Raw genomic sequence first — 20754 nt, 5'->3', positions numbered from 1 at the left:
CGACACTGGCTTTACTCACCGTATTTTGCGGGGAGCAAAAGGGGGGAGTCCCATCAATGTCATCAACCAAGCAAGCTCAAATTTTCGTCTCCGGGATGCGCTGCGGCTCCTGCGTCAGTCGAGTGGAGCGGGCGCTGAATGCCGTGCCTGGCGTCAGGCGGGCCAATGTCAATCTGGCCAGCGAGCAGGCCTCTATCGACTTCGACGAGAACGCTTCCTGGCCCGCCGTTGATCAAGCCTTAGCCCAAGTCGGCTATCACCCAGCACGACAAACCATCACCCTGCAAATATCCGGCATGCGCTGTGCGTCCTGTGTTGGCCGCATCGAAAACACCCTGCGCGGGCTGGCGGGGGTCATCTCGGCTGACGTCAACCTGGCCAGCAGTCGCGCCACCGTCACGGTATTGCGGGGCGCGATCACCGCCGATGACCTACTTCAACAATTAACGCAAGCGGGTTACCCAGGACACGTCGCAACTGGCGCCTTTCATGCTGACACCGCCGGGGCATCCGCCAGCATGCCGGGCTTAACCGAAGCGCAAACACTCCTGCTGGCCGGCTTGCTGTCGGCGCCTCTGATGGTGCCCATGCTGCTCTGGCCCTTTGGCATCCATTGGATGCTGCCCGGCTGGGTGCAATGGCTGCTGGCTACCCCAGTGCAGTTCTATGTGGGCCTCGGCTTTTATCGCGGCGCCCTGTCCGCATTGAGAGCCAAAACCGGCAATATGGATTTACTGGTCGCCCTCGGCACCAGCACCGCCTACGGTTTAAGCGTGTTTGAGTTATTGCGACCGATGGCGGGCGGCGCTGCCGGGCACGTCTATTTTGAGGCGGCCGCGGTCGTCATTACCCTTGTTCGCTTAGGCAAGTGGCTGGAAAACCGGGCTAAATCCCAGACCAACGACGCCATCCGCGCCTTGCAGTCGTTGCGGCCCGATACAGCGCGCCTGCTGCGCGACGGCAAGGAAACTCGCGTTCCCCTGGCCGAGGTTCAGGTCGGCGACCGGGTAAAAGTGCTGCCAGGCGAGCAGATCCCGGTGGACGGCAAAATTATCCACGGCGCCAGCCACATCGACGAGGCAATGATCAGCGGCGAAAGTCTGCCAGTGAGTAAGGGCCAGGGAGATCCGGTGATCGGCGGCACCCTCAACGGCGACGGAATGATAGCATTAGACGTCACCGCCATCGGCAGTGAATCCACACTGGCAAAAATTATCGCCATGGTGGAATCCGCCCAGGCCGCCAAGGCCGAAATCCAACGCCTGGTGGACCGTGTCAGCGCGGTGTTCGTGCCAATAGTTGTGGTCGTGTCGCTGGCAACCCTTGGCGCCTGGCTCGCCCTGGGTGCGAGCCCGGAAACCGCGATTCTCAATGCCATTGCGGTATTGGTTATCGCCTGTCCCTGCGCCCTCGGTCTGGCGACCCCCGCCGCAATTATGGTTGGCACCGGGGTCGCCGCACGGCAGGGCATTTTGATTCGCGACGCCCATACCCTGGAGCAGGCCGAAGGGATCAGCACGGTTATTTTCGACAAAACTGGCACCCTCACCCAGGGCAAACCTCAGCTTCAAGACACGTCGGCGGTGGCTATCAGTCAGGAGCGCGCATTGACCTTGGCGGCAAGTCTGCAGACCAGCAGCAACCACCCTCTAGCTATCGCCACCCTTGCTGCCGCCCGGCAACGACAACTCGCCATTCCCGAAGTGAGCGAGGCGCGCACCCTCCCCGGCCTAGGAATTGAAGGCAAGGTCAACGGCGAGAATTTCGCGCTGGGCAATCGACAATTAATGACGGAGTACCACATCGATCTGAGCGCGCTGCGCGAGCGCGCCGACATCCTGGAGGCCCAAGGCAAAACCCTCTGCTTTCTCGCTCGCCGGGACGATCAGCCCGCCGCGCTGGCGATGTTCAGCTTTGGCGACACCGTCAAAGCCGACGCCGGCAACACCATCACCCGTCTTCACCGCCGAGGCATCACCACTGTGATGATTACCGGCGACAACGAGGGCAGCGCCCGGCATGTGGCACAGCGGTTAGGCATCGACCAAATTCGCGCCAACGTGTTGCCCGCGCACAAAGCCGATGCGGTGGCCGAATTTCGCCAGCGAGGACAACGGGTAGCCATGGTCGGCGACGGCATCAATGATGCGCCCGCCCTCGCCGCAGCAGATATCGGTATCGCCATGGCCTCGGGCAGTGATGTTGCCATGCACAGCGCCGGCATTACCCTGATGAACAATCAACCGGCCCGGGTCGTCGATGCGATCGATATCGCCCGACGCTGTTACCGTAAAATCCGCCAAAATCTCTTTTGGGCGTTTATCTATAATATCGTCGGCATTCCCCTGGCCGCCGCCGGACTTCTTAACCCGGTACTAGCCGCCACCGCGATGGCTCTCAGTAGCGTCAGCGTGCTTGGAAATGCGCTCTTATTGCGACGCTGGCACCCTTCAAGGGAGACACCAAAATGATCACTATTGGTCAGGCCGCCAAACGTAGCGGCATCTCGGCAAAAATGATTCGGCACTACGAATCCAGAGGGCTGCTGCCACCCTGTGAGCGCAGCCCCACGGGATACCGGCTCTACAACAAAGAGGACCTGCACAGCCTGCGTTTTATCAAGCAGGCCCGGTCGCTGGGCTTTTCCCTCGATCAGATCGACCAGCTTCTATCACTGTGGCGCGATCGCCAGCGAACCAGCGCCGACGTCAAATCACTGGCATTGACGCACATCGATGAACTGGACAAAAAGATTCAGGATTTGCAGGCAATGCGGAATTTACTCATGCAGCTCGCCGCTAGCTGCCACGGGGACCAGCGGCCCGACTGCCCTATTCTGGCGGGATTGGCACTCGGCCAGACCGATCGGCCATGACCGCGCCCACCGCCGGACCGGGCTGGGTCAACCTGGCTACCCGTTGAGGAGGGTAGGCGCACGCGATCTAAACCGTTGAATCCTTTTCTTGCAAATAGGAGGCTGCCCCGGTAAGAAAATCTGCTGCGGCTCGCTCTATCGCCGGCATCAGCTGCTGCACATACGCTTCCGCGGAGTGGGACTGTTCTGCATCCCGGGCCAAAGCGCTGAGGTGGCTGGCTCCCAGTTGGGCACTGGTTCCCTTCAAGCGGTGCGCGAAGGACATAACGCTGGTCAAGTCACCCGCTTCGGCGGCACTGTGTAACTCCGCGACTTGCTGGGGTAGGGTATCAAGAGCGAGGCGCAACAGCTTGCGTAACAGCAGTTCGTTTCCCCCAATTTGCGCAAGTAACGTATCGGCCTGCCAGCCCCCCGAAATCTCAGCCCGCGCGGCTGGCGCCTCGGCAGCGCGGGTTGATGTCAACTCGATTGACCGAACCTGAGGCGAAGGGGAAATGCTCGCGCTCCACTGACCAACTTTCTCAATCAGCTCGTCAGGATTCACCGGCTTTGTCAAAAAGTCGTTCATCCCTGCCGCCAGACATTGCTCCCGATCGCCCTGCAATACGGCGGCGGTAATCGCGATAATGGGCACCGCTGCCACGCTATTACCCGCCTGCCCACTGCGAATCGCCTTCGCGCAAGCCAAGCCATCCATCTGCGGCATATGCCGATCCATCAACACCACATCGGGCAACAATCCCTCTCGCAGCGCGTGAAGCGCCGACTCGCCGTCGAACACCGCCGTCACTTCCGCACCCGATTCTTGCAGCAGGCAGCGAGCCACCTCAACATTCACCTGCTGGTCGTCGACGACAAGCACTTTCACCCCGTCAAGACCCAAGGCTTGTGTTTCCACGGTAGGGAGTTTTGACACCGGAGAGCCCGTACCATCCGATGTCAGCACGGGATAAAGGGAATAGGGTGTCACCGGACGCTCCACCGTGCTGACATTGGGCATGGCCAGCAGCTCGCCCAAACCTCTACTAGTGACATTGCCCAAAATAATCAACAGGTGTGTGCCACTCCATCGCTCAACCAAATCGAGAAGTTGCTTGGGGTGTTGCTCAGCATAGTCAGCCCACACCACCAGGGTGTGGGGCACCTGGATCGAGCCAGCCGAACCGGCCGCCAGCAACGCGTCCAGCGAGAGGGTCTCAATCCGCGAGAAACGGCGCTGCAACAACCCAAGCAATGGTCGATTGCCGCGCGATTCGGGCATAACCACCACCGCGCACGCATCAATGGCAGTCAGGTCATACTGGGCACCCGGTGTAGCACTCGGCGCTAATTGCACACAGGCGCGAAAAGCGCTGCCCTCCCCCTCTTGGCTCTCAACCTGAATTTCACCTCCCATCAATCGGCAAAGCTGGCTGCAAATACTTAACCCCAGCCCGGTGCCGCCGTACTCGCTGTGAATCGCCGCACTGCCCTGCTCGAAGGCCTGGAACAGGCGCGCCAAGGCATCCTCTGCAATACCAATTCCGGTATCGCTAACGGTCACCGTCAACTCGACGGCACTCCCGACACGCCGAGTCGCCAAGGCAATTTCTATATAACCCTTTTCGGTAAATTTGAGGGCATTGGACAGCAGGTTAACCAGAATCTGGCGAATCCGGGTTTCATCACCACGACAAAAGGGGTGGGTAACCGCAGCCAGGTCGACGATCAACTCCACCTCAGTGCCGGGCCGGGCAATGATATGGGGCGCCACGCAACTGTGCGCCAGTTTGATCAGATCGATGTCACGCTCATCCAGCTCAAGCTTGCCAGCCTCAACCTTGGAAAAGTCGAGGATGTCATTGATCAAGCTGGTCAATGTCGACGCACTGGATTCCGCCATCTCCAGATAATATCGTTGACGCTCAGTAAGAGCATCGCGCTTCAGCAAGGCCAGCATGCCGAAGAAGCCGTTCATCGGCGTGCGAATCTCATGACTCATATTGGCGAGAAAATGCGACTTGGCGGCGCTCATTGCATCGGCCTCGTCTTTGGCCCGGCGCAACTCGCTTTCCAGATTGATCTGCGCGCTCACATCCTGACAGACCCCTATAAAGGTAGTCGCATCGCTGCGATTCACCAGAATGCGCATTTTTATATGACGGGGTGCGGCCAGATCAGAAACGATCCGGTAGCGCTCCTCAATAATAGCGTGATGAGACCCAGGGGTTTGCAGTAAGTTGGCAATTCGCGCGGCGTCCTCCGGATCCATCTGCGCAAACCATTCGGACAGGCCCACCTGATCGGACAAACCACCGGGCAATTGGTGAATCGCAAACATTCGCGTATTCCAGCTGGCATTGGTCTCGCCGATCGCCAGCCGCCAAATACCCAGCTCGGCCACCTCCGCTGCCACCTCCAACTGTACCTTGCTGTGCTCCAATTGCAGGGTCCGCGAATCGACGATGTCTTCCAGATTTTCCTTATATTCCTGTAAAGCGGCCTCAGAGCGTCGCCGCCGAGCCAGCTCTTGCAACACTAGTTCTTTGGAGTGGTTTATCGCCGCGACAACCTGATCAATTTCATCACCCCGCCCCGGACTGCGACCGGACCGGCGCAATATCACGGGCAGCTCCGGACGCCCCTCATGGGTGGCAAGCTGCTGGGCAATTTTCGCCAAGGGGTAAACGATGCTCCGGTGTAGCATCAGCATCAGTATCAGTAGGTTCGCCAACAGCGCCAGCCCCACCGTGATGGCCAGTTGAGTCGCCCGGTTGCGCGCTGCGAGCAGAATTTCTCCATCGCCAAGCTCTACCTGCAGCTCACCAAGCTCGAAGCGGCGATCGCCCACCGAGTGGATCAGTGGAAAGCGCTCGGTTGCCAGTATCTCGCCCCGGGTTTTCCCCGCCTCAAAACGATGCCCCTGATCATCCACCAGGGAAACCCGGCCAACGTGACTAAGACTGGCGATCGATTCAAGACTGCTGGCGATAGCCTGGGGATTTACCTCCCAGAGGCGGTTCTTTAATTCAGGGAGGTGGCTGTGACGAATGTCATCAAAGCGGGATTGGGCCGCCTCCCGATCCTGGCTCTTCACCACACCAAGCTGAATCAGCCCGAGTACCAGCGCAACCAGCAGGGTGACCGCGATCGAGGCCGTGGCCAACCTCAGCGCAAGGCCAGCGTGCAAACTGCTACGGTGAGGCGCGCCTTCCGTCATCGCGCCTCCCCAGGTCGAAACCAAAAGTCGTCGGCCAATTCAGGTGGCGGCGGAATTTGTTCAGGCAACTGCAGTTGCACGATCCGCCGACGAAGCAGGCCTGCCAGCGCGATGTCCTCACCAAAATACTGATAAAACAGGCGTTTTAAAGCGCCGTCCTCAGTGGCCTTGCGGAGACAGGACGTCAACGCGGCGGCCAGTGCGGTGTTGCGGCGGTTAACAAAAAAATACAATTGCTCAGGGTAATGAAGCGCCACCCCGCTTGCCACCGCCAACCCCAAGCCGGGGCGAGTGGACAGCTCCGGCCAAATTTCGGATACCGATCGGGGAAAATAGTCGATGTGCCCTCTGGCCAACATGGCAAAAAGCCCCTCGTAGGTACTGCTACCTTGAGCAGCAAACCCATTGGCTCGCAGCACCGCCAGGTCGGGCCAATCATGGCCCTGACCGGCAATCTTTTCAGACAGCCCGGCCTGCCCCAGCGAAGCAAACTGTTCCTGCTCACCTTGCCGAACCAACAGCAAGCGCCAGCCAATCAAGCCACGATCAATGGGGATTCTGACCGGTAACAATTTTTGTTCCCGTGCCACCGTCGACACCGTCCACAAAATATCCAGCTCGCCCTGCTCAAGCAGCAACAGATTGCGCTGCTGTTGCGCCAGTAGGCCACTGGCACGAAATTCGTAGTCCCCGTGCAAGTAATCCTGACACATATTCAAGACCGCCAATGGATAACTGCGCCGGGCGTCGGCGGAAGACTCCGCGCCGGGGTAGAAAACCCGCTGCCCGGCATGGGATAGGACAGGAGACAGCACGCCACCCGCCAGAATACCCAGCAGGAGCAGCCTCCTAAGAATCCTGTGCATGTTCAGATGCCTACCAGCGATAGCGCAGCGAAAGCTGAGCGGTGCGGCCAGGCAACGCCCGGGCCGCGTGCCCGCTTCCTTCAACTTCCGTGTAGGCCAGAACATTGCCGATATTATTCACTGACAGGGTCACACTCCAATTGTCGTCGAATTGCCATTTTGCAAAGCCACTGGCCAGTTGGTAGCCCGCCAGCTTGATAGCGTTGTGATCATCCCCCCAGGCGCCACTGCTACCCAGAACCGACAAACCGATTTCACCCCAGGGCAAACGATAAACGGGCTGAAGCAGGTAGGTCCAACGCGACTGACGCCGGGGTCTGTTTCCCTCTAAGCTGGGATCTTCCGCTCGCTCGATTTCCGCATTGATGTAGGTCGCCCCCAACATGAGGTCAAACTGCCCCCAGGTGATCCCCGCCTCCAACTCCAGGCCTTCAGCCCGGTAACGACGCTGGGTAAAACGCTGGGTGGTCGCCTCATAATTTGACTCATTGGTCACCGCGCCAAAGGCCGTCAGCACACCGCGCCAGGGGCCCTCTCGCCACCGCAGTCCCAGCTCCCGCTGACGAACCCGGTTCACCGGAATTGCCCCGCTGCCATCCAGCGGGAAACCACCAAACAAATTTCGATCAGCATTGAAACCATAGGCGTCGCTGAGACCACCGTACACCGCCAGTTGCTCTGTCAGTTGGTGGGCCACACCGAGGGAGAGCCCGGTCTCATCAACCGCATAATCCACTCTTTCGAAGTCGTTTTTGTCATAGCGCTGGGCCTGCGCCATGGCGGCAAACCCATCAGCCTCCTGGGATTCTCGACGAACGCCAATATCAACGCTGGTATCCTGCCGGGACCAGGCCAAGGCAAGATAGGGCGCCTGGGTGCGATAGCGAATATCAAAGGCCCGGTTGCAACATCCACCCCATACATCGGTGCCACTGGCCAGCAGCCATGATACCTCTGCAGAGGTATCATGGCTGCCAATCAACGGTGCATGTCGCTCCACCAGGCCCAGCAAATACTGATTAAACTGCCAGGTAAGCGCCACATCCTGAACACCGTAAAAGTACCCCAGCGTGGCACTGACTTCGTCACCATTACCCAAGGTCCAGTGCTTTTCCAGGCTGAGGTCATTCGCCCTATTCGACACATCGTCGATACTGACGTTGAAGACGGTGGCGGTGAACACCTCGCCGGCGTAGTCCGCCCCTGAATTCGGGCCGGACGCCTCAACGAAGGGGCCGGCATCATAGCCATTATCGGCAGGAAACACGGCAATAAATCGACCATCGGTATCAGCAATACGGCTGCGATTGCGCAGCGTCAGGGTCGGTGTCGGCGATACACTGAAACTGCCACCCAGCACCGCAGACGTCACCGTCAAGCCATCGCTCACCTCGTGGCGGCGATTGGTGTTATTTCGATCAAAGGTGGCGTCACTTCCCCAGTTGCGCGAGTAGAAATTGGCCTGGCGCGGATCGATTCCCGGCAGGGTCTCAATTCGGCCACCGGACACCTTAACCGGCACCGGCATGTCCATCGGCACCTGATCATCCAGATACCGGCCATAGAGCTGGGCCTCGCCCTGCTCCCAAAAGTAGTTCACCCCAAAGCGAAGCTGCCCGCCCTGGGCCGGGCTGTCCCCTTCAGCCCGCGGGCCGTCGCTGCGCCGATAGAATCCTGCAAGCGATGCACTCAGGCCCGGCAGCAATTCTCCGCTGTACTGATTTAAATCCAGGCGCTGGTGGTCATGCCCCAAACCCTGACTCAGTTTCAGCGCGCCGCCAGCCGTCCCATCATTGCCGGCACCGATACGGTCGATAATGTTGATTACCCCCCCGGGCGCATTACTGGCCAAGGTTGCCGCAGAACCGCCGCGCACCACCTCAATGCGCTCAACACCCTCATCAAAACGCACAAACTGGTCGGCGGTGGCAAAGGCAATATCGCCAAACTGGAGCACCGGCAGACCATTTTCCTGAATCTGGAGGTAGCGGGCGCCACCAGCAGAAATGGGTAAGCCCCTCAGGGTCAAATTGGCATTGCCCTCGCCACCGCTGGCCTCTGCACGCACACCGGGCACGAAACGCAGCAATTCGGCAAAATTGGCGGAACCGTTCAAGTCGATTTGGCTGGGTAATACGTCACTGGTGGCGATACTGGCCTGGAAGCGCTGACGCCCCTCTACACTGGCCGTCACGATCATCTCTTCCAGACAGATAAAGCCCTGGCATTGCTGGGCGCTTAGCCGGTCTGTCGCAAACAATCCCACTGCAAGAGTCGCGCTTACCGTCAAACCCGCTGTCAGCCTCACAGGTTAATCACCTCATACCACTGTTTTATTTTTGTCATAAGGTAAGCGCATCAGTAAATGGCCGGATGACGCGCCCACCGGATGGCAGCACCGGCCCAAAACTCACCATACGGTGGCACCGACATTAGCTTTATTCGGAATTCTACTGACACTCGGTGTTTCAGTGTGCCCGTGACTGATCATCCCGCCTCCCCAACCCAACCGCCTGGCTTTCACCCGATTTTCATAAAACCGCCATCAAAACATAACGAGCCTGCAATAGAACACGCGGAAGCTGCTGGCAGCATTTTGCAAACTGTAGGAGATCGTTATGATTATTAGAAAAACCACCATCGCAGCCGGTATCACCGCCGCCTTGCTGGCGATGGCCGGCTGCGACGGGGATGATGGAGATCGGGGTGCAACCGGCGCCCAGGGCCCTCAAGGTGAGCAGGGTCAACAGGGCACACCGGGTACACCCGGCAGCCAGGGTCCCCAGGGCCCGGCCGGTGAAAACGCGACCGACACCAATATCGTGCTGTCTTTCATGGGCCGCTTTGAAACGGGTCAATTTGACGAGTCAGCGGCGGAGATTGTTGATTTCGATCCCGCTACTGACCGCGCCTTTGTGGTCAATGCCCAGTCTGGCAAGGTCGATGTACTCAACGCCACCGATCCGGCAGCGCCCGCGCTGATCAGCTCGCTGAATGTGGCCGCGGATGTGGCTGGCGCCGTTGAAGGCATCGACACCGACGATCTAGGCGCCGCTAACAGTGTGTCTGTCTACGATGGCTTTCTGGCTGTGGCCATTGAAGCCAGCCCGAAAACCCAGCCCGGTTACGTTGCCTTTTATCAGACTGACGGCACCTTCGTCACCGCCCTTCAGGCCGGTGCACTGCCCGATATGCTGACCTTCACCCCCGATGGCAGCAAAGTGGTTGTCGCCAACGAAGGCGAGCCCAATGGCGATTACTCTATCGACCCGGAAGGCACCGTGACCGTGATCGATGTCTCTGGTGGTATCACCAATGTAACGGCCGCCAACGTGACTCAGATTAGCCTTGGCACTGCTGCGCTAACGGGCCCGGTGCGCATCTCGTCCAAATCGGCCTCTCAGGGCGCCGACCTGGAGCCGGAATACGTGGTGGTCAGCGCCGATAGCCAAACCGCCTACGTAATGCTGCAAGAAAACAACGCCGTGGCCGAAATCAATCTGGCCGATAATACCGTGGCCAGCATTACTGGCCTGGGCTTCAAGGACTTCTCGATTCCCGGCAACGAACTCGACGCGAGCAACGACGACGGTGCGATCAATATTCGCAACTGGCCGGTGTTTGGTGTGTACATGCCTGACAGCGCCGAAATCATTGAAGTCGCCGGCAAAACCTACCTGCTGACCGCCAACGAAGGCGATGGTCGCGAATACCTGACTGGCGCGGCTGATGAAGCCGATTGTACCGCTCAGGGCGGATTCGACTTTGACGACGGCGACTGCTTCCACTACCTGGATGAAGTGCGCATCAAAGATATCGAAGATGATGGCGCCACGTTCTCCGCTGACCTGTTGGCCCGTCTGCCTGCCGGCTTTGACGAGGACGAACAATTGGGTCGTCTGAAAGTGGTTGCCAACCTTGGTACCACCGGCGCCTGTGCATCACTGGCGACAACCGGTTTACCTGAGGCCGATTGCAGCTACGAAGGTCTGTACAGCTACGGTGCCCGCTCCTTCTCAATCTGGGATGCGAGCACCATGCAGCGGGTGTATGACTCTGGCAGCGACTTTGAAGTCATTACTGCCAACCGTCTGGGCTTGTTCGGCTTCAATGCCAGCAACGATGACAACGAAGGTGACGATCGCTCCGACGACAAAGGTCCCGAGCCTGAGGCCATTGAAGTGGGTGTGGTTGCCGGTAAGACCTACGCCTTTATCGGTCTGGAGCGGGTCGGTGGCGTCATGGTGTACAACATCAGCAACCCCGAATCGCCCCGTTTCGTTCAGTACATCAACCCACGGGACTTCACTCTGGCTGATGTCGAAGACGATCTGGACCTGGTTGGCGATCTCGGCCCCGAGTCCATCAAGTTTGTCAGCGCCGAAGACAGCCCCACCAGCCGTCCCATGCTGATTGTGGGCAACGAAGTGAGCGGCACCACCGCCTTCTTTGATATCGAGATCGTCAACTAAGGCAATCCGGCCCTCAGCAATACCAATAAGCCCGCTTCAGCGGGCTTTTTTGTGCCCGAAAGGGCTGGCCATTAGCGGTGAAAACCCGCCTTGGTTCGTACCCACACCGACGCTCTGAGTGTGACCTTATTTGCCGCAGGGACCACCAGAGCAGCCCTTTTGCTCTCGTCAACGTGCTTATCAAATAAAAAAAGGCCCACAGGGTTGTGGGCCAGGCGGGTGATATTCTTTACCCGGCGGCAAATGCCGCCGGCAAATCGGATTGGCTAAAAACGCAAGGTGAACTCCACACCATAGGTAGCCGGCGTGCCGTATTGCTGTAGCATTGCTGCGCTCTGGGCCAATACCTGGACCAGGTATTCCTCATCAGTCACATTGTTGGCATAGACAGCAATCTCGTAACGCTCATCCTGAGGCGCCCAGCTAAGCCGCACATTCAGCAAGCCGTAGGCATCCTGATGGGTGTCATTGGCGGCATCAAAATAGAACTTTGATGAGTAGTAATAACTGGCGTTGAAGCGCGCCATGCCACTGGCGACGGGATGCTGGTACTGCATCGATACATTGGCGGTCACCTCTGGAGTTCTCAGCAGCTCATTACCTGTCGCATCCACATCAGCCGTCACATAGGGATCGCCAGGAAACCCTGTACCAACATAGGCAGGCGCGTTTTCAAAATCGTCGTATTCAGAATGGGTATAGGCCAAGCCGAGGTCAAAGCGCAGGTCAGCCGTGGCCGCATAACCTATTTGGGTATCCAGGCCGTAAATCGTCGCTTCTGCCGCGTTGACCAGGATGGACCCTGCATCAACAAAGCGATTCACCTGTAGCTCGGCATAGTCATAGTAAAAGCCGGCAACATCAGCACTCCACTGCCCGGTCTGGGTTTTATAGCCAATCTCGTAGGCGGTGATTTCCTCGGGTTCCACGGGCACAGTGCTAAAACCGGCGGCATTGAAGACACCCGACTTGTAGCCTCGGGTGACCGAGGCATACACCGAACTGTTTTCATCCAGGCTGTAACGAAGCACCGCACGGGGCGAAAAGTCCTCAAACTGCTCGTCTGCCTCGGTGTAGGGAACACCGTTGGCCGCGCTTTCAAAATTAACGGTCATTTTATCCACGCTGTAGCGACCGCCCAAGGTAAGTGTCAAGCGATCAGTCAGGTCGTAACTTCCGTCAAGAAAGGCTGCCCAGCTCTTGGTCTTCTGCCCATTGGCAAAGGCCGGCGCCACTTCGAAACCGGTGGCGACCAGATTAAAAAACGGAAACTGGTTGTCGTTCTCGAAGTAATACAAGCCCGCTACCCACTGCAATGGACCGGGGCCCGTGGAGGTCAAGTTAAACTCCTGGGAGAAGGAGTCATCATCCACCTGAAACTTACCGTGGAAAATCGGCAAGGTGGTGACATCGTAGTCCTGCTCGTAAACCACCACTTCATCGTGATAGCCGGTGTAGGATGTGAAAACAAGGTCGCCTAAATCCCATTCCACCTTCAAGGCAATGTCGTCGCTTTCGGAAGTGAACCCCAGGGGCGCGTCCGACGAAATTTTGCCGCGACGTGTATGAATAGTAATCGGGTCGCCATCGTTGTGCACCGGATCGACTGACGGGTGGCTTGGATCATTCGCAACCGCTCTGCCTTCGTATGCATTCAAGCCGTTCGGTGAGCCGTCGTCCCGCTCACTGTGGGCATAGGTCAGCAGTACACTCAACGCGTCGGTGGGTTCGTATAGCCCCTTTAATCGGCCGCCCCAGTTATTCATGCTGTCGACCTTTTCACCATTGGCGGTATTGGTGACAAAGCCGTCATTTTCATGCAGGTATGCCGCCATGCCTACCGCTACCGTGTCGCTCAGGCCGGTCGAGCCGCGCACCTGCAATCGGCTGTCGTTGTAGCGGCCGTAGGCGTATTTCAGCTCCGCGTCCGGCTCATAGGTCGGGGTTTCGGTGGTTACGATGATCGCGCCGCCGGTAGCGTTGCGACCAAAGAGGGTGCCCTGGGGGCCCTTCAAGACCTGTACAGAGGCAATATCAGACATTTCAAAGGCGCCAGTTAGCGCACTAGACCGATAAATCCCATCCACATAAGTCGCAACCGAAGCACTCAAGCCCGGTCCGGCCACCGAGCTACCCACCCCGCGCAGGGTGGGCTGAGAGAAGCCACCTGACAAGTCGAGGCGCAAACCCGGTACCGTCTGGGCCAGGTCCTGGGTGTTGGTGATCCCCGCGTTTGCCAGCTCCTCACCGGTTGAGGAGTCAATTGAGATCGGTACATCCACGTTACGCTCCGCCCGCTTTTGGGCAGTCACGACGACTTCTTCAATAACAACCTCGGCGGCTAACAAGGGTTGCGATAAAGCGGCCAACGCCAAGGTATATCCCAGTGATGGAAGCCGAAAAGATGCGACCGTGCGGGCAATGCGGGTCTGCCTCGGGGTGTTTGTCATGATAATACTCCGTGCTGTTGCTTTTATATTTGTGGACTTTGCTATTTAGCGTTTCTTATTTAACTGGGAGTTAATTTAACTAACGACAGTAGTTTTATGTTGAAGGAGTCTCCGCTCCGCCCATATAGGGATAAACACCTATACCGTTAAGAAATGTTAACTGACGTCAAAAAGCCGGCTGCCACGCGGCTCACGATGAAGCGCGATCCGCGTCCCGCAGAATAATATCCGCAGCACGCCAGGCCATGGCCATGGTGGGGCCATTGGTATTGCCCGAGGGAATCTGGGGAATGACGGAGGTATCCATCACCCGCAGCCCGCTCACCCCGCGCACTCGAAGCGCCGGGTCCACCACGGACTTTTCGTCAGCGCCCATGCGACAGGAACCCACCGCGTGATAGCCGCAGACACCGTACTTATCATAGGCAGCGAGGATATCTTCAGCGGATTGGCACTCTGGCCCGGGGTACGTCTCAGCGTCGATCATTTGCTTCAGCGGTGACTGAGCGGCATAGCGACGGGCAATCTCAACCGTCTTGACCATCAAATTAATATCATGGTCAGTCGTCCGGTAGTTAGGCTCGAGCGTGGGGTACGCCGCCGGATCGGTAGTATTGATATGGATTTGACCAGGAGAGGTTGGCCGCAGGGGGTAGGCCACCACGGTCATACCCGGCCAAGTCTCCAGTTTCTCGCGGTTAGACGCAAGATCAAAGCTAAACGGGGCCACCAGGAATTGCACATCTGGCCGGGCTACCTCCGCAGAGGATTTAAACCACGCCCCCACTTCGTAGGCGCCCGAGGCCATCGGCCCCGACCCATTCACAAAGTATTTGAGTACATTCTTGATCAGGCGCCAACCGACATATTCCTTGTTATCTGACAAATCCACGTTCAGGCGCCACTGAGCGATCAATGCCCGGTGCTCCAACAAATTACAGCCAACTTCCGCGCTGTCCGCGATCAAGGGAATCCCCAGACGGCTAAGTAAATCGGCGGGGCCAATACCGGAACGTTGAAGGATGCCGGGCGAGGCCATTGCCCCGCCACAGATAATGACTTCCTTTCGCGCAGTAAAGCGCCGGGAGCGCGGCTGCTTGCCACCCATTTGCACCTGAACACCAGTGGCGCGCTGGCCATCAAACACTACTTTATCGACCAGCGCCTCGGTCACAATGGTCAGGTTACTGCGCGAGCGGATGGGGTCAATAAAGGCCTTGGAAGCGCTCATCCGCCGCCCCTTGTAGATGGTCCGGGAGGCATAGCCAACACACTCACCATCGTGGGGCGCGTTCACGTCTTCATACTCGGGGAGACCCATTTCAACACCGGCGGCGACAAAGGCATCGGTCAGGGCATTGCGACGATTTGCCACCGTCACTCGGAGCGGGCCCTGAGCACCACGTGTTTCGCCAGCACCAAGTTCATGGTTTTCCAGCGCCTGATAGGCTTTTCCTATGTGTTCCCAGGACCAGTCTTCACTCGATTGAGCAGCAATCTCATTGAAGTCGGAAGGCTGACCACGCACATACATCAGGCCGTTGGTGGAACTTGATCCGCCCATCACCCTGCCCCGCGCCCACACTTCATTGTCAGCAAAGCCATTGCCGGCTTCGGCATCAGCAGGATACAACCACATATACTTCGGGTCGCTGATCAGTTTGCCAAGCCCCTTTGGCATGTGGATCAAGGGATGCTTATCCTCGCCACCCGCCTCCAACAGCAGCACTGACAGCGCGGGGTTCTCGGAGAGACGGTGGGCAAGCACACAGCCCGCAGCCCCCGCTCCGGCAATAATGTAATCGAATTCTTCCACAGCCTGTTTTCCTTTCGCGGTCATTGCCGCTGTTATTTTTAGTCGTTGAGAAGCTCGCAAATAGCAGCACAAACTGCTCGTATTAACATTGACAGTGAGCCCGACATTTAATCTAATGTATTTAGATTTAAGGGCGCAGTCAAGGCTGACGCCGAGATAAAAAAGCGAGAAATCAATCCATGGTCAATGTTGTTTTCAGAACCCATTCCGGCGAAGAAACCGCCGTCGACATTCCCGAAGAGGGCAACCTAATGGAGGCTGCGGTAGCGAATAATATTTCCGGTATCGCCGCCGATTGCGGTGGCTCCATGGTGTGCGGCACCTGCCACGTGATGGTCGCGCCCGAGTGGCAGGAAAAACTGCCGGAACAAAGCGAAATGGAGAAAGACATCCTCTCCTACGTACCAGAACCCCAGCCCAGCAGTCGACTCACCTGCCAGATTCCGGTGACCGCCGAACTTGAGGGAATTGTGTTGCAGCTGCCCGAGCATCAGCACTAAATCTCCCGGCCGTATTTGCCGTCATTCGCCGAAAACGAGGGGCGCACTGCCCCTCTCTTTACTTGCTAGCAGGGCACCGGGTCGGCAGTTAGAAAGGACTCCACGGCCTCATGAAAGGGCCCAATCATTTCCTCCAGTCCGCCGAAGAACACCCGCTCAATCGCACCGCTGGATAACCCCTCTTGCTGCAGTTGAGCTGCACGAAAATCCTCGCCACCAAAGACCTCGTCAATCAACTGGTAAGAGCGCGCATACAGGTCGTCTGCCTTGGGATTATCCGGCGCGGATTTAACCATCATGTAGTAATCCACCACCGTCCGATCTGTCGCCGTCGGTAGTAACACCATCACACTGATATAGTAGGGGCTCGTTACCACCACCGTATTGGGAAACACCAGGTAAGCATGGGTGATGTATTTGTGCAGGTTATCGATATTGCCCTGCAGTATCGCCGGATCGAAATTGGCCTTGCCCGAACACTGGCGCTGATGCGGGCCAAGCATGCGAATAACATTGGGGGCGTCGACAAACATCTTGGCAATGGAATTCGCGTGCAGTCGCTGGATGTGGTACGGCTCCAGAAAGGGTTCTACCACCAATTTCCAGTTCGCCTTGAGATCGTATCGGCGACGGCCATAAACATGCATCTTGTGCAGACCAAAGGCCTCCAGATCCGCACAAATCTGCGCACTGCCCTCCACCATCGACGGTGATTTTTCCGGGTCAAGGCACACCCAAATATAACCGCCGGATTCATGGGTAGACAGGGCGACCAAGCCCAGGTCGCATTTTTTTAACGACGGAAAGGTTTCCTGCCGCGGCACCCCGATCAAATCTCCGTTCATCCCATAAGTCCAGGCATGGTAAGGACAAGACAAACGGGCAGATTTCACCGGCTCATCACTCTCCACCAATTTCGAGCCTCGGTGACGACAGGCGTTGATAAAACAACGGGCTTGCCCCTCGCGATCCCGGGTGACCAACACCGGTACACCACTACACTCTATCGCCAATGCCATACCCGGCTCCGGCAGATAGGAAGACATCGTCGCCACCATCGGCAACGAGGTGAAAATATCCTTCATTTCCTCATCAAAGCGCGCCTGGCTCAGATAGACGTCACTCGGCCGATTCGCTTCGTCAGTCGGGATTCGGGTTTCCTCATGGCAGGTCAACTCAGTGATCGCCTGCCATTGTGAGTCTGTCAGCCCGGCAGGTGCCGCCTGGCTTTGGGGTTCTTGCATCGCCATCTTATTCTCTAGCCTCACTATTCAGCTTGTGGGAGCGCCGCTGCAGAAACCGCATTTTCTGCGCTCCAACTCAGCTAGTAGGGTAGAAAAGCAATAATCTAATTGCAATAGGTTTATTGTCCGAACATTACAATCTCGAGAGTTTTGAGATGCGTGTTTACAAAACTAATGTCGCTAGATATTATTTCGAAAAACAGCCGAAGGACGACGACTGCAGGCTTCCCTGTCCCGCATTCAGGTCATCCTCGGAAAATAAAATTTGCTCAAGCATCTCGCCTACGGGCCGCACGGGAGAAGACACATGCAATCCGTTTCATTACCAGACCACGTCCCGGCACACGTGCCATCCAACCTTGTGTTTGACTACGACTACCACGGCGACCGCTACCACGGCGAAGGCGGCGCTGAGGCTCGCGTCCATGATAGCTTGCAGCGTTTGCACAACGACGCACCGGAAATTTTCTACACCCCAAAAAACGGCGGCCACTGGGTGGTGCGCAGTTTCAACCGCATCGCCGATGTGGTTCAAGATCCAGAGCACTTCTCAGCTAAGGAAATGCAGATTCCGCGGATCGAGAATCCCCCTTACTTCATTCCGCTTAATGTCGATCCGCCAAACAACCTGCCCTACCGCCAAGCGCTGATGCCGGCGTTCTCGCCCCGGGCGATTCGCGATCTGGAAGAGAAAATCCGCTTCTGGGCCGCAAAGATTATTGATGATGCGCTGGCAAAAGGTGACGACGTCGATTTTATGGCGGAGATTTCGTCGATCTTTCCAGTGAGCGTGTTTATGGAATTGATGGGCATGCCCATGGAGCGCCTGCGGGAATTCAGAGGCTTGTCAGATGCTTTCTTCTCAACCAATGACCAAAACCGCATTCACGAATTGAGTGCACAGATCATCGGCATCATGACTGAGATATTGATGGAGAAAAAGGAGCATCCACAAGATGATCTGATGAGCCACATTCTCAACATCAAAATTAAAGGTGAGCCCATCAGCCTGGAAGAAATGCAGAATATGTGTTTCCTGCTCTTCCTCGGCGGCATGGATACCGTAACCAATGTCACTGGCTTCAGCTTCCGCCAGCTTGCCAGCATGCCCGAGCTGCAACAACGCCTGGCGGAAAACCCGGAGGATATCAGCAAGTTCACCGACGAAGGGGTTCGCTGCTTCGGCGTGATCAGCAACCCACGCATCGTCGCCAAAGACTGCGAGATGTTCGGCATCCAGTTCAAAAAAGACGACATGGTATTGTGCCTGCTGCCCATCTCCGGGCGCGATGAGAGCGTTAACAAAAATGCCGCCGACTTTGATATCGACCGGCCCAAAGAAGACGCCCAGACGCTGACCTTCTCCAAAGGCCCCCATTTGTGCATCGGTCACTTCTTGGCCCGGACCGAAATTCGGGTGCTGACCGAGGAGTGGTTCAAGCGGGTCAAATCCTTCGAGCTGGTGCCGGGCACCGAGCTGAACTTCCGTGCCGGATTTGCCCTGGCCTACAACGCCCTGCCCCTAAGGCTGACAAAGCGATAACACCGGTAACAGCCACGCCGCCGAGCCGGAGTGGCTGTTCTGTTGACTTACCTCTTCGTCGAACGCCACCGGCTTTGATATCGAGCGTGCTCAAGCGCGCTCAACTGACTCGCCCCACTGCAGACAACTGGGGGGGGGAGGTTCACCGCCCTCGGCGAAGGCGCCACTGAATAAAAATGCCCTCTCAACCCGGAGGTTGACATGAAAGGATTGGGTGCCGATCAACCCTACTGGCAAGGCCTCGAAAAAGGCGAACTTCATATTCAGCAATGCCCCCAATGCGAAACCTGGCACGTGCCCGCGGTCTGGCGCTGCGGCGAGTGCGGCAACTGGGATTTGCAGTGGCAGCAAAAGGCCATTGCCGGTGTGATCTACAGCTGGACACGGACCTGGCACAACTTTGGCGCACCAGCAGAAATCGAACTGCCCTACCTGTCTGTGGTGGTAGAAATCGACAATGCCGGGGGTCGGCGCATGATGGGCGTGCTTGATGGCGATGCGCAAACCCCGGTTGCCATTGGTGATCGAGTCAGTGGCAGCGTTTACACCGTGACGGTGGACGGCGAATCGGTTCCCGCCCTGCGTTGGCAGCGTTGTGTCGGTAACGGTGCGGGAGAATCATTATGACAGCAACACTCAAAGGCCAGGTATCCGTGGCCGGCGTCGGCCTGCAGCAATATAAACGCGGCACTGCGCCCATGCAGGAGCAAGGTGTCCTGGTGCGGGCGATTGTAGACGCCTGCGAGGACGCGGGTTTTGATCCGAAAGACATCGACGGCTTTGTCTCCTACGGCGACGACAAGAATGAGCCCGTGCGGCTGATGTCCGACCTCGGCTTGAAGAATCTCTACTTTAATTCCCAGGTTTTCGGTGGTGGCGGCGGCGGCATTGCCGCTGCCTTCGGCCACGCTGCCTCGGCCATTGCCACCGGACAAGCCAGCGCGGTGATCGTCTTTCGGGCATTAGTGCAAAGTAATAGCGGCCGCATGTCAGCCGCGGTAATGCGCCACCACCTGAACGACCACATCATCGGCGCCGGTCTGGTCGCACCAGCACAAATCTGCGCCTTGCGGGCACAGCGCATGTTCGAGTACCACGGTGTGCCCCGCTCGGTCACAGAGGAGCTGGTGAAAGCCTCTTATTACCACGGTAGCCGCAACCCCGAGGCCGTGTCCTACGGCTCGGAACTGGACCTTGAAGCCTTTCGGACCAGTCGCTGGGTCGCCGAGCCCTTCCGCCTGTTCGACTGCAGCCGAGAAAACGACGGCGCCGGTGCGTTGTTATTGGTCTCAAGGGAGCGCGCTCGAGATTTGAAAAAGCCGCCAGTGCAAATTCTCGGCGTCGCCAACGGCACCGAAAAGGGCTGGGGCGACCTGCTCGAGAACGACGTGACCTACGCCACGGCCGGCTTTGCGCCGGTGGCCCGCCGACTGTGGCAGCAAACCGGCCTGACCCCGGCAGACATCGACGTGGTCCAGTTGTACGAGAACTTCAGCGCTCAGGGCATTGCCTCATTAATCGATCACGGCTTTTGCAACTATGAGAATGTCGCTGAGGTAGTAAAATTTGAAAATTTGATTGCCCCCTCGGGCAAACTGCCGGTCAACACCTCCGGAGGCAACTTTGCTCAGGGATTTATCCACGGTATCGGCACCGCCGTTGAATCAATCCGGGTGCTGCGTGGTGAGTCGGCCAACCCTGTACCCGGCGCAAAAACCTGCTTGCTGGCGGGTGGACCAGGGGCGCCCACCGTAAGCTCAGCACTGTTCGCGGTCGATTCACTGTAACG

The 20754-nt window shown here is 57.6% G+C and carries 13 protein-coding genes; 7 read left to right on the top strand and 6 right to left on the bottom strand.

From position 1 onward, the window contains the following. Nucleotides 1–56: 56 nt before the first annotated feature. The gene (locus tag NCG89_RS15215; protein WP_251087415.1) at nt 57–2471 is read left to right on the top strand and encodes a heavy metal translocating P-type ATPase; all 2415 of its coding nucleotides are present in this window, start codon (nt 57–59) and stop codon (nt 2469–2471) included. Beyond that, complete coding sequence (cueR, locus tag NCG89_RS15210; protein ID WP_349631921.1) at nt 2468–2875, top strand: Cu(I)-responsive transcriptional regulator; 408 nt, start codon at nt 2468–2470, stop codon at nt 2873–2875. Before NCG89_RS15215 ends, cueR begins: the two co-directional genes overlap by 4 nt. A 67-nt stretch (nt 2876–2942) precedes the next feature. On the opposite strand, the gene NCG89_RS15205 is transcribed toward cueR, so the two are convergent. From NCG89_RS15205 to NCG89_RS15195, 3 genes are read right to left on the bottom strand one after another with little or no spacing between them, the layout of a single operon-like run. Then, entirely contained in the window at nt 2943–6074 is a 3132-nt protein-coding gene (locus NCG89_RS15205; RefSeq protein WP_251087414.1) for an ATP-binding protein, read from the bottom strand. Next, nucleotides 6071–6940 (bottom strand): substrate-binding periplasmic protein, encoded by an 870-nt coding sequence (locus NCG89_RS15200; RefSeq protein ID WP_251087413.1) that lies wholly within the window; start codon nt 6938–6940, stop codon nt 6071–6073. The genes NCG89_RS15205 and NCG89_RS15200 overlap by 4 nt, the downstream gene beginning before the upstream one ends. A 10-nt stretch (nt 6941–6950) precedes the next feature. Then, nucleotides 6951–9248: a TonB-dependent receptor domain-containing protein gene (locus NCG89_RS15195; RefSeq protein ID WP_251087412.1), complete on the bottom strand. Its 2298-nt coding sequence runs from the start codon at nt 9246–9248 to the stop codon at nt 6951–6953. 310 nt (nt 9249–9558) lie between these two features. Between NCG89_RS15195 and NCG89_RS15190 the strand changes: the two genes are divergently transcribed. Beyond that, nucleotides 9559–11412, top strand: a complete 1854-nt coding sequence (locus tag NCG89_RS15190; RefSeq protein WP_285236380.1) for a choice-of-anchor I family protein — start codon at nt 9559–9561, stop codon at nt 11410–11412. A gap of 266 nt (nt 11413–11678) precedes the next feature. On the opposite strand, the gene NCG89_RS15185 is transcribed toward NCG89_RS15190, so the two are convergent. Together NCG89_RS15185 and NCG89_RS15180 are read right to left on the bottom strand one after the other, a co-directional pair. Continuing rightward, nucleotides 11679–13862 carry a TonB-dependent receptor gene (locus NCG89_RS15185; protein ID WP_251087411.1) on the bottom strand — a complete coding sequence of 728 codons (2184 nt, stop codon included), beginning with the start codon at nt 13860–13862 and terminating at the stop codon, nt 11679–11681. Between the two features lie 190 nt (nt 13863–14052). After that, entirely contained in the window at nt 14053–15678 is a 1626-nt protein-coding gene (locus tag NCG89_RS15180; RefSeq protein WP_251087410.1) for a GMC family oxidoreductase, read from the bottom strand. A 179-nt stretch (nt 15679–15857) separates the two neighbouring features. Between NCG89_RS15180 and NCG89_RS15175 the strand changes: the two genes are divergently transcribed. Next, entirely contained in the window at nt 15858–16178 is a 321-nt protein-coding gene (locus tag NCG89_RS15175; protein ID WP_251087409.1) for a 2Fe-2S iron-sulfur cluster-binding protein, read from the top strand. 65 nt (nt 16179–16243) lie between these two features. On the opposite strand, the gene NCG89_RS15170 is transcribed toward NCG89_RS15175, so the two are convergent. Further along, the gene (locus tag NCG89_RS15170; protein WP_251087408.1) at nt 16244–17428 is read right to left on the bottom strand and encodes an aromatic ring-hydroxylating oxygenase subunit alpha; all 1185 of its coding nucleotides are present in this window, start codon (nt 17426–17428) and stop codon (nt 16244–16246) included. Between the two features lie 301 nt (nt 17429–17729). Here NCG89_RS15170 and NCG89_RS15165 point away from each other — a divergent pair, with 301 nt between their 5' ends. The 3 genes from NCG89_RS15165 (at nt 17730) to NCG89_RS15155 (ending at nt 20752) form a co-directional block, all read left to right on the top strand. Next, complete coding sequence (locus NCG89_RS15165) at nt 17730–18965, top strand: cytochrome P450 (protein WP_251087407.1); 1236 nt, start codon at nt 17730–17732, stop codon at nt 18963–18965. A 201-nt stretch (nt 18966–19166) separates the two neighbouring features. Continuing rightward, entirely contained in the window at nt 19167–19592 is a 426-nt protein-coding gene (locus tag NCG89_RS15160) for a Zn-ribbon domain-containing OB-fold protein (protein WP_251087406.1), read from the top strand. Then, the gene (locus NCG89_RS15155; protein WP_251087405.1) at nt 19589–20752 is read left to right on the top strand and encodes a thiolase C-terminal domain-containing protein; all 1164 of its coding nucleotides are present in this window, start codon (nt 19589–19591) and stop codon (nt 20750–20752) included. The genes NCG89_RS15160 and NCG89_RS15155 overlap by 4 nt, the downstream gene beginning before the upstream one ends. Nucleotides 20753–20754: the final 2 nt, after the last annotated feature.

This window comes from Spongiibacter taiwanensis, from assembly GCF_023702635.1.
Lineage (GTDB): Bacteria > Pseudomonadota > Gammaproteobacteria > Pseudomonadales > Spongiibacteraceae > Spongiibacter > Spongiibacter taiwanensis.
The sequence above is the reverse complement of the archived record's forward strand: the minus strand, read 5'-3'. Positions and strand labels throughout refer to the sequence as shown.

Coding starts and splice junctions, on each gene's coding strand:
- NCG89_RS15200 (WP_251087413.1), bottom strand. CDS start 6,940: ATGCACAGGATTCTTAGGAGGCTGCTCCTGCTGGGTATTCTGGCGGGT.
- NCG89_RS15155 (WP_251087405.1), top strand. CDS start 19,589: ATGACAGCAACACTCAAAGGCCAGGTATCCGTGGCCGGCGTCGGCCTG.
- NCG89_RS15165 (WP_251087407.1), top strand. CDS start 17,730: ATGCAATCCGTTTCATTACCAGACCACGTCCCGGCACACGTGCCATCC.
- NCG89_RS15170 (WP_251087408.1), bottom strand. CDS start 17,428: ATGGCGATGCAAGAACCCCAAAGCCAGGCGGCACCTGCCGGGCTGACA.
- NCG89_RS15190 (WP_285236380.1), top strand. CDS start 9,559: ATGATTATTAGAAAAACCACCATCGCAGCCGGTATCACCGCCGCCTTG.
- NCG89_RS15205 (WP_251087414.1), bottom strand. CDS start 6,074: ATGACGGAAGGCGCGCCTCACCGTAGCAGTTTGCACGCTGGCCTTGCG.
- NCG89_RS15215 (WP_251087415.1), top strand. CDS start 57: ATGTCATCAACCAAGCAAGCTCAAATTTTCGTCTCCGGGATGCGCTGC.
- NCG89_RS15185 (WP_251087411.1), bottom strand. CDS start 13,862: ATGACAAACACCCCGAGGCAGACCCGCATTGCCCGCACGGTCGCATCT.
- NCG89_RS15175 (WP_251087409.1), top strand. CDS start 15,858: ATGGTCAATGTTGTTTTCAGAACCCATTCCGGCGAAGAAACCGCCGTC.
- NCG89_RS15160 (WP_251087406.1), top strand. CDS start 19,167: ATGAAAGGATTGGGTGCCGATCAACCCTACTGGCAAGGCCTCGAAAAA.
- cueR (WP_349631921.1), top strand. CDS start 2,468: ATGATCACTATTGGTCAGGCCGCCAAACGTAGCGGCATCTCGGCAAAA.